Raw genomic sequence first — 12,684 nt, forward strand, 5'->3', positions numbered from 1 at the left:
GTAAGCGTGGCGCTGAAGGTCGGTTACAAGGCGTCGGCGGAGCAGTTCGGACCGCGGGACCTGGTCGAGTACGCGGTGCGTGCCGAAGAGGTCGGCCTCGACTCGGTGTGGGTGTCGGACCACTTCCTGCCGTGGCGGCACGAAGGCGGGCACGCCCCCTGGGCGCTGGCGTGGATGCCGGCGGTGGCCGAGCGCACGAAGCGGGTGCAGATCGGCACGAGCGTGCTGACCCCGACGTTCCGGTACAACCCGGCGGTGATCGCGCAGGCGTTCGCGACGATGTCGCTGCTGTCGAACGGTCGCGTGATCCTCGGCGTCGGGTCCGGCGAGGCGCTGAACGAGATCGCCGTCTCGGGGCGCGAGTGGCCGGAGTTCAAGGAGCGCTTCGCGCGGCTGCGTGAGTCGATCAAGCTGATCCGCGAGCTGTGGACCAGCGACAACGTGAACTTCAAGGGCGAGTACTACGAGCTGGTGGACGCCAAGATCTACGACCGGCCGGAGCAGCCGGTCCCGGTGTACATCGCCGCCGGCGGCCCGGTGGTGGCCAAGTACGCGGGCCGGTCCGGGGACGGGTTCATCTGCACCTCGGGCAAGGGCATGGACCTCTACACCGAGAAGCTGATGCCCGCGGTCAAGGAGGGCGCCGAGGCGGCCGGGAAGACCGTCGAGGACGTCGACCGGACGATCGAGATCAAGCTGTCCTACGACCGCGACCACGAGAAGGCGCTGGAGAACACGCGGTTCTGGGCGCCGCTGTCGCTGTCGGCGGAGCAGAAGCACAGCGTGTCCTCGGCGGAGGAGATGGAGCGGCTGGCCGACGAGCTGCCGATCGAGCAGGTCGCCAAGCGGTGGATCGTGGCGTCGGACCCGGACGAAGCCGTCGCGCAGATCAAGCCGTACCTGGACGCGGGCCTCAACCACCTCGTCTTCCACGGCCCGGGTCACGACCAGGAGCGCTTCCTGGCCCAGTTCTCCGAGGACGTGCTGCCAAAGCTGCGCGCCCTCGCCTGATCCCGGCGCCGCCGGTCGTGAGTGAGAAACAGGGTTAGAACACTGTTTCTCACTCACGACCGGCCGCGGCAGACTGCTTACAGGCGTTCGATGATGGTGACGTTGGCGGTGCCGCCGCCTTCGCACATCGTCTGCAGCCCGTAGCGGCCGCCGCGGCGCTCCAGCTCGTGCAGGAGCGTTGCGAGGAGCTTCGTCCCGGTTGCCCCGATGGGGTGACCGAGGGCGATGCCGCCGCCGTTCACGTTGACCCGCGCCGGGTCCGCGCCCGTTTCGTCCAGCCACGCCAGGACGACGCTCGCGAACGCCTCGTTGACCTCGAACAGGTCGATGTCCTCGATCGCGAGCCCGGTCTTGCGGAGCGCCTGCGCCGTCGCCGGAATCGGGCCGGTCAGCATCCACACCGGGTCCGCCGCGCGGACCGTCAGGTGGTGTATGCGGGCGCGCGGCGTCAGGCCGTTTTCCCGCACGAACGCTTCCGACGCCACCAGCGCCGCGCTCGCGCCGTCGGAGATCTGGCTGGCCACCGCCGCTGTCAGGCGCGAGCCTTCGCTCAACGGCTTGAGGCCGCGCATCCGCTCCAACGACGTGTCCCGACGCGGGCCTTCGTCCTGCTTGAACCCGTCGACCGGCGCGATCTCGGCGTCGAACCGCCCGGAATCGATGGCGGCGAGCGCCCGCTGGTGACTGCGGAAGGCGTACTCCTCCATGGCTTCCCGGCTGATGTCCCAGTGCTCGGCGATCATGTCGGCGCTGCGGAACTGCGACACCTCGGCACTGCCGTAGCGCTCCTGCCAGCCCTTCGAACCGGAGAAGGGGTCGTCGAAGCCGTACTCGCGCCCGGCCAGCATCGCCGCGCTGATCGGGATGCGGCTCATGTTCTGCACGCCGCCGGCCAGCACGAGGTCCTGCATGCCCGACATGACCGCCTGCGCGGCGAAGTGCACGGCCTGCTGGCTCGACCCGCACTGCCGGTCGATCGTCACGCCGGGCACGTGGTCCGGGAACCCCGTGGCCAGCCACGCCGTGCGCGCGATGTTGCCCGACTGCGGGCCAAGCGTGTCGGTGCAGCCGAGGATGACGTCGTCGACGAGGTCCGGGTCGACGCCCGCGCGCTCGACGACCGCCCGGATGACGTGCGCGCCGAGGTCGGCGGAGTGCCACCCGGACAGCGCGCCGCCGCGCCGCCCGACCGGCGTGCGGACCGCGTCGAGGAGGAAGGCTTCGGGCACGGGAGCTCCTAGGGGTGCTGGCTGCTGACGGAGACGACTTCGCCGGTGAGGTAGCTCGCGTAGTCGCTGGCGAGGAAGACCATGACGTTGGCGACCTCCCACGGCTCGGCGGCGCGGCCGAACGCCTCCCGCTTCGTGAGGTCGTCGAGGAGTTCGTCGCTGGTCACCTTGGCGAGGAAGGGATGCATGGCCAGGCTCGGCGCGACGGCGTTGATCCGGACGCCGTGCTCGGCGGCGTCGAGGGCCGAACACCGGGTCAGCGCCATCACGCCGGCTTTCGCGGCCGCATAGTGCGCCTGGCCGGCTTGGGCGCGCCAGCCGATCACCGACGCGTTGTTGACGATCGCCCCGCCGCCGCCCTGGGCGACGAACTGCCGCAACGCCGCTCGCGTGCAGCGGAAAGTGCCGGTGAGCGTGATGTCGAGGACGCGTGACCACTCGTCGTCGGCCATGTCCAGCACGGACTTCGTGCCGCCCAGCCCGGCGTTGTTGACCAGGACGTCGAGGCGTCCGAAGTGGTCGACCGCGCCGTCGATCAGCGCCTGGACCTGGTCTTCCTTCGTGACGTCGCAGGGGAGCGCGTGCACCTTCCCCAGTTCGGCCAGCTCCGCCGCCTTCTCGCCGAGCCGCCGTTCGTGCCAGTCGGAGATCACGACGCTCGCGCCTTCCTCCAGGCACCGGCGAGCGACGGCCGAGCCGATGCCGGTGCCGGCCGCGGCGGTGACCACGACGACCTTCCCGGAGAGCAGGTCGTGGCCGGGTGGGTAGGGCGGGATCTTGGCCGGCATCACGGGCGTGCCTCCCTCGGCAGGCCGAGCACGCGCTCGGCGATGATGTTCCGCTCGATCTCGTCCGAACCGCCGTAGATCGTGTCCGCGCGGGTGAACAGGTACAGCCGCTGGGCGTCGTCCAGCTCCGCACCGGCGGCGACCAGCGACCGCGCGCCGCGGGCACGCATCGCCAGCTCGCCGAGCCCGCGGTGCCACTGCGCCCACAGCAGCTTCCCGACGGCGACCTCCGGCCCGGCCGGCCGCCCGAGCGTCCGCAACGCGTGCGCGCGCAAGACGCGCAGCCCGATCCGGGCGCGGGTGAGGTCGGCGCGCAGCAGTGGGTCGTCGTAGGTACCGGTGCGCTTCGCCTCGGCGACGATGTCGTCGAGTTCGCGGCGGAAGCCGATCTGCTGGCCGAGGGTGGAGACGCCGCGTTCGAAGCCGAGGGTGGCCATCGCGATCTGCCAGCCGTCGCCGGGTTCGCCGACGACGAGCTCGGCGGGCGTGCGGGCGTCGTCGAAGAAGACTTCGTTGAACTCCGAGGTGCCGGTGAGCTGCTGGATCGGCCGCACGGTGACGCCGTCCTGGCGCAGCGGCACGAGCAGGTAGGACAGGCCGTGGTGGCGTTGGGAGCCGGGTTCGGTGCGGGCCACGACGAAGCACCAGTCGGCCACGTGCGCCAGCGACGTCCAGATCTTCTGGCCGTTGATCACCCAGTCGCCGTCGCGCCGGACCGCCGACGTCGAGACGGCGGCCAGGTCGGAGCCGGCGCCGGGCTCGGAGTAGCCCTGGCACCAGAGTTCTTCGACGGCGACGATCTTCGGCAGGAACCGTTTTCGCTGCTCGGGCGTGCCGAAGGCGATGAGGGTCGGGCCGAGCAGCTGCTCGCCGATGTGGTTGACGCGCGCGGGTGCACCGGACGCGGCGTACTCCTCGTGGAAGGCGACCTGCTCGTCGAGCGACAGGCCGCGGCCGCCGTGTTCGACGGGCCAGCCGACGCAGGTCCAGCCCGCCGCGGCCAGGTGCCGTTCCCAGGCCAGGCGCAGGTCGAACGCCTCGTGCTCGCGGCCGGGTCCGCCCAGGCCGCGTAGTTGAGCGAACTCGCCGGTCAGGTGGTCCGCGAGCCAGCCCGCGACCTCGCGGCGGAATCGCGTCGGTTCCACGCTCGCCTCCTTGCTGCCGGGCCGGTCCGGGACCTAGGGTAATGAGAACACGTTCTAGTTTGCCGGTCCAGAGGAGGGTGCGGTGGGACAGACCACGATCCCGGCCGTCGTGCGCGCTGCCGCCGCGAAGTTCGGCTCGGCGGAGGCGCTGGTCGACGGCGGCGTCCGGCTCGGTTTCGACGATCTTCTGGAACGTGTTCAGTCGGTCGCACGGGCGTTCCTCGCCCGCGGGGTCCGGCCCGGCGACCGCGTCGCGATCACCCTCCCGAACACCCACCACTGGGTGCTCACGGCGCTGGGCGCGCTCTACGCGGGCGCGTCGCTGGTGCCGGTCAACACCCGGTTCACCGCCTCCGAGACCGTCGACCTGCTGGTCCGCAGCCGGGCGCGGGCGCTCGTCGTGGCCGCGGACTTCCTCGGCACCGACCGCCACGCCGCGATCCTCGCGACCGGCGCGGACCTGCCCGACCTCGGCACCGTCGTCCGGGTCCCGCTCGACCAGCCGCACCGGCCGGTCGGGGACGCGCTCGGCTGGGACGAGTTCCTCTCGCTGGCCGACGAGGTCCCGGCGGCCGACGCCGAAGCGCGCGCCGACGCGGTCCAGCCGGACGACGTGAGCGACATCCTGTTCACCTCGGGCACCACCGGCCGTTCGAAGGGCGTGCTGTCCGCGCACCGCCAGGTCGTCGGGGTCGCCGCGGCCTGGGCGGAGTGCGGCCGGGTCACCGCCGACGACCGGTACCTGGTGATCAACCCGTTCTTCCACAGCTTCGGCTACAAGGCCGGGATCGTCGTGGGCCTGCTGACCGGGGCGACGCTCGTCCCGCAGGCGGTGTTCGACGTGCGCGGCGCGCTGGACGTGATCGAGCGCGAGCGGATCTCGGTGCTGCCGGGCGCGCCGACGATCTTCCAGTCCCTGCTGCACGAGTCCGACCGCGGCGACCTGTCGTCGCTGCGGCTGGCGGTCACCGGCGCCGCCGACGTCCCGGCGTCGCTCGTCCGGCGCATGCGCTCCGAGCTGGGCTTCGACACCGTCCTCACCGCCTACGGCCTGACCGAAGCCGTGGTCGTCACGATGTGCCGCCCGGGCGACGACGCGGAGCTGGTCGCGAAGACGTCCGGCCGGGCGACCGCCGGGTTCGAGGTCGCGATCCAGGGCTCGCCCGGCGAGGTCGTCGTGCGCGGGCCGAACGTGATGCTCGGTTACCTCGACGACCCCGAGGCCACCGCGAAGGCCGTCGACGAGCAGGGCTGGCTGCACACCGGCGACGTCGGCGAGCTGGACGCCGACGGCAACCTCACGCTGACCGGGCGCCTGAAGGACATGTACATCTGCGGCGGCTTCAACGTCTACCCGGCCGAGGTCGAGCACGCACTGACCGAGCTGGCCGGCGTCCGCGACGTCGCCGTGATCGGCGTCCCGGACGAGCGGCTCGGCGAGGTCGGCAAGGCCTTCGTCGTCGGCACCGGCCTGACCGAGGCCGACGTGCTCGCGTTCTGCCGCGGACGGCTCGCCAACTACAAGACCCCGCGGTCGGTCGCGTTCCTGGACGCGCTGCCCCGCAACGCTTCCGGCAAGGTGCTGAAGCGGCTGCTCAGTGAGGAGAAGGCATGAGCGACGTCGTTCGCTACGAACGCCGCGGGCCGGTCGCGGTGGTCACGATGAACCGCCCGGACTACCGCAACGCCCAGAACTCGGCGATGACGTACGCACTCGACGACGCCTTCACGAAGGCGGTGAACGACGCCGACGTCAAGGTGATCGTGCTGGCCGGAGAAGGCAAGCACTTCTCCGCCGGGCACGACATCGGCACCCCGGGCCGCGATGTGGACGTCACCTTCGACCGGCGGGCGGTGCTGTGGTGGGACCACACCGACCGCGCGGGTGGTGACCAGCGGTTCGCCCGCGAGTCCGAGGTCTACCTCGGGATGTGCCGCCGGTGGCGGGAGATCCCGAAGCCGATGATCGCGAGTGTCCAGGGCGCGTGCATCGCCGGTGGGCTGATGCTCGCGTGGGTGTGCGACCTGATCGTGGCCTCCGACGACGCGTTCTTCGCCGATCCGGTGGTACGCATGGGAATCCCGGGTGTCGAGTACTTCGCGCACCCGTGGGTGCTGGGTCCGCGCGCGGCGAAGGAAGTCCTGTTCACCGGCGAACGCTTCACCGTCCAGCAGGCGAAGGAGTGGGGCATGATCAACCGGATCGTGCCGCGCGCGGAGCTGGCACAGCACACGCTGGAGCTGGCGGAAAAGATCAGCGGGATGCCGCCGTTCGGGCTGGCGCTGGCGAAGAAGGCTGTCAACCAGGCCGAAGACCTGATGGGGCTGCGGTCCGGAATGGACTCGGTGTTCGGGCTGCATCACCTGGCGCACGCGCACAATGCGGAGACCTCGGACGACTCGCTCGGCGGGCAGTCCGCACGGTCGATGCGCGACGCGAACAAGGGGGCGTGATGGACCTCGACATCGACGAGGCGTCCGCGGCCTTCCGCGACGAAGCCCGGGAATGGCTCGCCACGCACGTCCGCTCGTTGCCGTCGATGGACACCGCCGAAGGGTTCGCGGCCCACCGCGAGTGGGAAGCCGAACTCGCCGAGGCGCGGTGGTCGGTCGTCTCGTGGCCGCGCGAGTACCACGGCCGGGACGCGTCGATGCTGCAGTGGCTGCTGTTCGAGGAGGAGTACTACGCGTCGGGCGCGCCGCGGCGGGTGAGCCAGAACGGCATCTTCATGCTGGGCCCGACGCTCTTCGCGCACGGGACCCAGGAACAGCGTGACCGGATCCTCCCGCCGATGGCGCGGGGCGAGCAGGTGTGGGCGCAGGCGTGGTCGGAACCCGAAGCGGGCAGCGACATCGCCGCGTTGCGCAGCGCCGCCGTCCGCACCGACGGTGGCTGGCTGCTGTCGGGGCAGAAGACGTGGAGTTCCCGGGCGGCGTTCGCGGACCGTGCGTTCGGCCTGTTCCGCACCGACCCGGAAGCTCAGCGCCACCACGGCCTGACGTACTTCATGGCCGACCTGCGCGCCGACGGCGTCACGGTCCGGCCGATCCCGCAGCTGGACGGCGAACCCGGATTCGCGGAGATCTTCTTCGACGAGGTGTTCGTGCCCGACGAAGACGTGATCGGGGAAGTGGGACAAGGCTGGCGCGTCGCGATGACGACCGCGAACAACGAGCGCGGCCTGTCGTTGCGCAGCCCCGGCCGGTTCCTCGCCGCGGCCGACCGGCTGGTCGACCTGTGGCGTTCACGGGGCGCGAAAGAGTCCACAAAGGACCGCGTCGCCGACGCGTGGATCGGGGCCCGCGCCTACCAGCTCTACACGTTCGGCACCGTGAGCCGCCTCGCCGACGGCGGTGAGCTGGGTCCGGAATCCAGCGTGAACAAGCTGTTCTGGTCCCACCTCGACGTGGAACTCCACGAAACCGCTCTCGACGTGCTCGGCCCCGACGCGGAGACCGACCGGGCGTGGGTGAACGGCTACCTGTTCTCCCTCGCCGGGCCGATCTACGGCGGCACCGACCAGATCCAGCGCAACACGATCGCCGAACGGCTGCTCGAGCTGCCCCGGGAGGCCCGCCGATGAGGTTCCAGCTGTCCTCGGAGCAACGCCAGTTCTCCGCGTCCCTGCACGACCTCCTGGCGGGGGCCGACACCGCCGCGGCCGCGCGAGCGTGGGCGGCGGGCGAGCACGACCGCGGCCTCAAGCTCTGGCGCACGCTCGCCGACCTGGGGGTCTTCGCCCTGCTCGTGGCCGAGGACCACGGCGGCCTCGGCGGTTCCGCGGTCGACCTGGTGGTCGCCTTCGAAGCGCTCGGCTACCACGCCGTGCCGGGCCCGCTCGTCGAATCGGCGGCGGTCGCCCCGGCCCTGCTGACCGGCGACCGGCTCGCCGCCCTCGCCGGCGGGGACCTGCTGGCCACCGTCGTCGCGCCGCCGGAAGTCCCCTTGGCGCTGGACGCCGACGTCGCGGGAGTCGTGCTGGACCTCACCGGTGCGGAGATCACCGTCGCCGAAAGCGAGGTGGTCCGCTCGATCGATCCGGCCCGGCGGCTGTTCCGGGCTTCCGGCGCACCGAAGGCCGGCGCGGCCGCGTTCGACCGGGGTGTCCTGGCGGTGTCCGCGCAGCTGCTCGGGGCGGGCCAATGGCTCCTCGACGCCTCCGTCGCGTACGCGAAGCAACGCAGCCAGTACGGCCGGGCCATCGGCGAGTACCAGGCGGTCAAGCACCTGCTGGCCGACGTCGTCACGCAGCTCGAACTCGCCCGCCCGCTGCTCTATGGCGCGGCCGTCGCCGGGGACACCTTCGCCCGCGACGTCTCGGCGGCGAAGGTCATGGCGGGCGACGCCGCTTACCTGGCCGCGCGCACGGCCCTGCAGGTGCACGGCGCCATCGGCTACACCGCCGAACACGACCTCGGCCTGCGGCTGACGAAGGTCCGTGCCCTGGCCGGCGCTTGGGGGACCGGGTCGTTCCACCGTTCGCGGGTGCTCCGATGACCGATCCGCTCGAAACCGAGGAAGCCCAGGCCCTGCGAGACGCGGTCCGGTCGCTGCTGGCCCGCAGGTCGGGACCGGAGGCGGTGCGGGCCGCGATGGCGTCTCCGCTCGGCTACGACGACAAGCTGTGGTCGACGCTGTGCGAGCAGATCGGCGTCGCCGCCCTGGCGATCCCCGAGCACTACGGCGGTGTGGGCGCCGGCCTGGCCGAGGCGTGCGTGGTCCTCGGAGAACTCGGCCGCACGCTCACCCCCGCCCCGATGCTCGGCTCCGCGGTACTGTGCAGCGAAGCCCTGCTGCGCACCGGAAACGACGAAGCGTGCGAACGGCTGCTGCCCAGGATCGCCGCGGGCACGACCATCGCCGCGCTGGCGTGGTCCGATGTGGACGGTCAGTGGACACCGGCGCTGATCGCGTCCGGCACCGGACTCGACGGGCAGGTCCACTACGTCCTCGACGGCGACGTCGCGGACGTCCTCCTGGCCGTGGCCCGCACCGCGGACGGCGTCGGCCTGTTCGAGGTGCCGCTCGACGGCGTCCGCCGGGATCGCGTGACCACCCTCGATCCGACCCGCAGGCTGGCCGTCGTGACGTGCGAAGGAACTCCGGCCCGGCGCCTGGATGCCGACGGCTTCGAGCAGCACCTGCGGAAGCTGCGCGACACGGCGGTGGTCGCGGTCGCGGCCGAGCAGGTCGGCGCGGCGGCCCGCGCGCTGGAACGCACGGTGGAGTACACGAAGCAACGCCGTCAGTTCGGCCGGGCCATCGGGTCGTTCCAGGCGGTGAAGCACCGGCTGGCCGACGTGCACGTCCACGTCGAAGCGGCCCGCTCGGCGCTGTACGCGGCCCTGGTGGACGGCGACGCCGAAGCCGTGACGACCGCGAAAGCCGTGTGCGGCGAAGCCTTTTCCCACGCGGCGGCGGAGATGATCCAGCTCCACGGCGGCATCGCGATCACCTGGGAGCACGACGCCCACCTGTACTTCAAGCGCGCCCACGGCACGGCCCTGCTGTTCGGCCCGTAACCGCCCCGCCTATCCCCGGTTGTCCTCGAGTCTCCGACGAGAAGGAGTTCGAACGTGGCAACGAGAATCCCCCGGGTGCTGGGCCTGACGACGGTCGCGCTGGCCTTCGCGGTCACACCTCCGGCGCAGGCGGCTACCCCCGTGCACTACACCGTCACCTTCATCGGCGCGAAGAGCCTGCCCTTCGGCAACGAGCCCTTCGCCCTCAACGCGGCCGGCCACACCGCCGGCCTGGGGACGTTCCGCGGCAGCAGCGGCGAAACGGGCTACCTCGCCACCGGCCCCACCCAGCTCGCCGGCCTGCCCGGCCTGGTCACCAGCGACCCCGGCCTGGCCACCGCGACCGAGGCCTTCGGCATCAACGACAACGACACCGTCGTCGGCGCCGCCCAGCTGAACTTCCCCATCCGGCAGGACGCCGTCGTGTGGCGGGACGGCAAGCCGGCCGACCTGGCCATCCCGCTGCCCGGCGACGAAGAAGTGCGCGCCGTGGCGATCAACGACGCGGGCCAGATCGCCGGGAGCGGCCTGGACACCGGCAAGGCGTGGCTGTACCAGAACGGCACCACCACGATCCTGCCCGCCCTGCCCGGCGGCCAGGTCGCCGAAGCGTTCGGCATCACGCAGGACGGCCAGGTGCTGGGCGTCGCGTCCGCGACGGCCGACACCAGCCACGCCGAGGCCGTCGCGTGGCGGGGCGGCGCCGTCGTCCCGCTGGGCAGCCTGCCCGGCAGCACCTGGTCGGAAGCGCACGCCATGAACCAGGCGGGCGTCGCCGTCGGTGCCGCCGGCTTCAACGGCGACGAGTTCGCTCCCCACCACCCGGTGCTGTTCGCGCACGGCCAGGTCACCGACCTGTGGCCGGACCTGGGCGGCAGCACCTCCGGCACGGCGTTCGCCGTCAACGCCACCGGCACGGTCGTCGGCGACGGCCGCGACGGCTGGGTCTACCGCGACGGCGTCCGGACGGACCTGGACCGGCTGATCCCGGCGGACGCCGGCGTCACCATCACCGCGGCCTGGGCGATCAACGACGCCGGCCAGATCGCCGCCACGGCGCACCTGAAGAACGGCACCACGACCCAGCGGACCCCGGACTACGCGGTCCTGCTGACGCCGGTCACCGGCTGACGGGCGGGTGCCGTCCGCCCGGACGGCACCCCTTCCGGTCAGCTCAGGTGGTGCCGTTCCTGCAGGCCGTACACCGGCGTCGGGATGCCCTCCGCGCGGGCTTTCAGCTGCAGCGCAAGGTAAAGCGAATAGTGCCGGGACTGGTGCAGGTTCCCGCCGTGGAACCACAGGCCGTCCTGCTGGGTGGGCTTCCACATGTTGCGCTGCTCGCCCTCCCACGGACCGGGGTCCTTCGTCGTGCCGGAGCCGAGGCCCCACACCTTGCCGACCTTGTCCGCGACCTCCTGGCTGATCAGGTCCGCCGCCCAGCCGTTCATCGAGCCGTACCCGGTGGCGTAGACGACCAGGTCGGCCTCGAGTTCCGTGCCGTCGTCGAGCTTCACGGACGTCTCGGTCAGCTCGGTGACCTGGCCGTGCGCGAGCTTGACGTCCCCGTTGGCCACCAGGTCCGCGGCGCCGACGTCGATGTAGTAGCCCGACCCGCGCCGCAGGTACTTCATGAAGAGGCCGGAGTCGTCGTCACCCCAGTCGTGCCGGAAGCCCGCGGCTTCGAGACGGTCGTAGAACTCCTGGTCGCGGTCCTTGATCGCCGCGTACACCGGCTGCTGGAACGTGTGCATGATCCGGTAGGGGAGCGACGCGAACGTCAGGTCGGCTTTCTGCGTCGTCATCCCGGCGGCCAGCGCGCGTTCCGAATAGAGGTCGCCCAGGCCGAGGTCCATCAGCGAGTCGGACTTCACGATGTGCGTCGAGCTTCGCTGGACCATGGTGACGTCGGCGCCGGCTTCCCACAGCGCGCCGCAGATGTCGAACGCGGAGTTGTTGGACCCGACGATCACCGCCTTCTTGCCGCGGTAGGCGTCCGGGCCGGGGTGCTGTGAGCTGTGGTGCTGCTCGCCGCGGAACCGGTCCTGCCCGGGCAGCACGGGAACGTTCGGCTTGCCCGACATGCCGGTCGCGAGGACCAGCTGCTTCGGCTTGAGCACGACCTCTTCGCCGTCCCGGTCGAGGACGACCGTCCACTCCTGCGCTTCTTCGTCGTAGGAGGCGTTCTTGCAGGTCGTCGACGACCAGTAGGTGACCTCCATGACCTTCGTGTACATCTCCAGCCAGTCGGCGATCTTGTCCTTCGGCGCGAAGACCGGCCAGGTGCGCGGGAAGTCGAGGTAGGGGAGGTGGTCGTACCAGACGGGGTCGTGCAGGCACAGCGACTTGTACCGGCCGCGCCACTGGTCGCCGGGCCGCGCGTACCGGTCGACGACCACGTGCGGCACGCCGAGCTGACGCAGCCGGGCCCCGAGCGCGATCCCGCCCTGGCCGCCACCGATGACGACGACGTACGGCTGGCGCGTGGTGCCCAGTTCGTCGGCTTCCGCCTGCCGCGCTTCGGACCACGTGACGCGCTCGCGGTTGACGCCGTGCTCGGCGCCCTTCGGCCGGGTGGTGCCGAGCGGCTCTTCGTGCCCCTTCAGTTCGTAGAGCGTGGTGAGGAACGTGAACGCGCCTTCGTCGTTCAGCCGCAGGTGTCCGCGGCCGCGTCCGGCTGCCGTCTCGAAGCCGATCCACGCTTCGACGATCCCGTTCGCCTCGGTCGGCTCCTCGGCGGCGTGGAAGCCGGTCGCGTCGGCGGTGTCCATGGTCGCGAGCAGCAGATCCTTGACGCCGTCGCGGTTTTCGACGGTCTTGAGGTTCCAGGTGAACGCGATCAGGTCGCGCCAGAACGACGTCGTGGCGAAGAGGCCGGCGGCCCGGTCGGCGTCACGGGCCGCGAGCGCGGCCTCGAAGTCGGCGAGCCAGCCTTCGACGCGCTGCCGGGCATCGAGGGCCGCGGCCGGTTCGAGGGTCTGGGTCATGAGC

11 protein-coding genes are annotated in these 12,684 nt (G+C 71.5%); 7 read left to right on the forward strand and 4 right to left on the reverse strand.

The genetic code is table 11. The annotated features are described in order from the left end of the window. Nucleotides 1-6: 6 nt before the first annotated feature. Nucleotides 7-1,011, forward strand: a complete 1,005-nt coding sequence (gene fgd / locus OG738_RS31035) for a glucose-6-phosphate dehydrogenase (coenzyme-F420) (RefSeq protein WP_329046242.1) — start codon at nucleotides 7-9, stop codon at nucleotides 1,009-1,011. 77 nt (nucleotides 1,012-1,088) lie between these two features. Here the strand turns inward: fgd and OG738_RS31040 are convergent, their stop codons facing one another. The 3 genes from OG738_RS31040 to OG738_RS31050 are packed head-to-tail and all read right to left on the reverse strand — an operon-like array spanning nucleotide 1,089 to nucleotide 4,173. Next, entirely contained in the window at nucleotides 1,089-2,240 is a 1,152-nt protein-coding gene (locus OG738_RS31040; RefSeq protein WP_329046244.1) for an acetyl-CoA C-acetyltransferase, read from the reverse strand. Between the two features lie 8 nt (nucleotides 2,241-2,248). Further along, on the reverse strand, nucleotides 2,249-3,028 hold the full coding sequence (locus tag OG738_RS31045) for an SDR family oxidoreductase (RefSeq protein WP_329046245.1): 780 nt from the start codon (nucleotides 3,026-3,028) through the stop codon (nucleotides 2,249-2,251). Then, nucleotides 3,028-4,173: an acyl-CoA dehydrogenase family protein gene (locus OG738_RS31050; RefSeq protein WP_329046247.1), complete on the reverse strand. Its 1,146-nt coding sequence runs from the start codon at nucleotides 4,171-4,173 to the stop codon at nucleotides 3,028-3,030. The genes OG738_RS31045 and OG738_RS31050 overlap by 1 nt, the downstream gene beginning before the upstream one ends. An 82-nt stretch (nucleotides 4,174-4,255) precedes the next feature. Here OG738_RS31050 and OG738_RS31055 point away from each other — a divergent pair, with 82 nt between their 5' ends. From OG738_RS31055 to OG738_RS31080, 6 genes are read left to right on the forward strand one after another with little or no spacing between them, the layout of a single operon-like run. Next, a complete protein-coding gene (locus OG738_RS31055; protein ID WP_329046249.1) occupies nucleotides 4,256-5,788 on the forward strand; it encodes a FadD3 family acyl-CoA ligase in 1,533 nt (510 codons plus the stop codon). Further along, nucleotides 5,785-6,627 carry an enoyl-CoA hydratase gene (locus OG738_RS31060; RefSeq protein WP_329046252.1) on the forward strand — a complete coding sequence of 281 codons (843 nt, stop codon included), beginning with the start codon at nucleotides 5,785-5,787 and terminating at the stop codon, nucleotides 6,625-6,627. Before OG738_RS31055 ends, OG738_RS31060 begins: the two co-directional genes overlap by 4 nt. Further along, nucleotides 6,627-7,757, forward strand: a complete 1,131-nt coding sequence (locus OG738_RS31065) for an acyl-CoA dehydrogenase family protein (protein WP_329046254.1) — start codon at nucleotides 6,627-6,629, stop codon at nucleotides 7,755-7,757. Before OG738_RS31060 ends, OG738_RS31065 begins: the two co-directional genes overlap by 1 nt. Further along, complete coding sequence (locus OG738_RS31070; protein ID WP_329046255.1) at nucleotides 7,754-8,671, forward strand: acyl-CoA dehydrogenase family protein; 918 nt, start codon at nucleotides 7,754-7,756, stop codon at nucleotides 8,669-8,671. Before OG738_RS31065 ends, OG738_RS31070 begins: the two co-directional genes overlap by 4 nt. Further along, entirely contained in the window at nucleotides 8,668-9,696 is a 1,029-nt protein-coding gene (locus tag OG738_RS31075; RefSeq protein WP_329046257.1) for an acyl-CoA dehydrogenase family protein, read from the forward strand. The genes OG738_RS31070 and OG738_RS31075 overlap by 4 nt, the downstream gene beginning before the upstream one ends. A gap of 54 nt (nucleotides 9,697-9,750) precedes the next feature. After that, nucleotides 9,751-10,827: a hypothetical protein gene (locus OG738_RS31080; protein WP_329046259.1), complete on the forward strand. Its 1,077-nt coding sequence runs from the start codon at nucleotides 9,751-9,753 to the stop codon at nucleotides 10,825-10,827. A gap of 38 nt (nucleotides 10,828-10,865) precedes the next feature. On the opposite strand, the gene OG738_RS31085 is transcribed toward OG738_RS31080, so the two are convergent. Further along, nucleotides 10,866-12,680, reverse strand: coding sequence for a flavin-containing monooxygenase (locus OG738_RS31085; protein ID WP_329046260.1), 1,815 nt, complete (start codon nucleotides 12,678-12,680; stop codon nucleotides 10,866-10,868). Nucleotides 12,681-12,684 lie beyond the last annotated feature (4 nt).

The organism is Amycolatopsis sp. NBC_01488 (genome assembly GCF_036227105.1).
Classification (GTDB): Bacteria; Actinomycetota; Actinomycetes; order Mycobacteriales; family Pseudonocardiaceae; genus Amycolatopsis.

Excerpts from the sequence above, each read along its gene's own strand:
- OG738_RS31045 (WP_329046245.1), bottom strand. The coding sequence starts at position 3,028 with ATGCCGGCCAAGATCCCGCCCTACCCACCCGGCCACGACCTGCTCTCC.
- OG738_RS31060 (WP_329046252.1), top strand. The coding sequence starts at position 5,785 with ATGAGCGACGTCGTTCGCTACGAACGCCGCGGGCCGGTCGCGGTGGTC.
- OG738_RS31065 (WP_329046254.1), top strand. The coding sequence starts at position 6,627 with ATGGACCTCGACATCGACGAGGCGTCCGCGGCCTTCCGCGACGAAGCC.
- OG738_RS31070 (WP_329046255.1), top strand. The coding sequence starts at position 7,754 with ATGAGGTTCCAGCTGTCCTCGGAGCAACGCCAGTTCTCCGCGTCCCTG.
- OG738_RS31075 (WP_329046257.1), top strand. The coding sequence starts at position 8,668 with ATGACCGATCCGCTCGAAACCGAGGAAGCCCAGGCCCTGCGAGACGCG.
- OG738_RS31085 (WP_329046260.1), bottom strand. The coding sequence starts at position 12,680 with ATGACCCAGACCCTCGAACCGGCCGCGGCCCTCGATGCCCGGCAGCGC.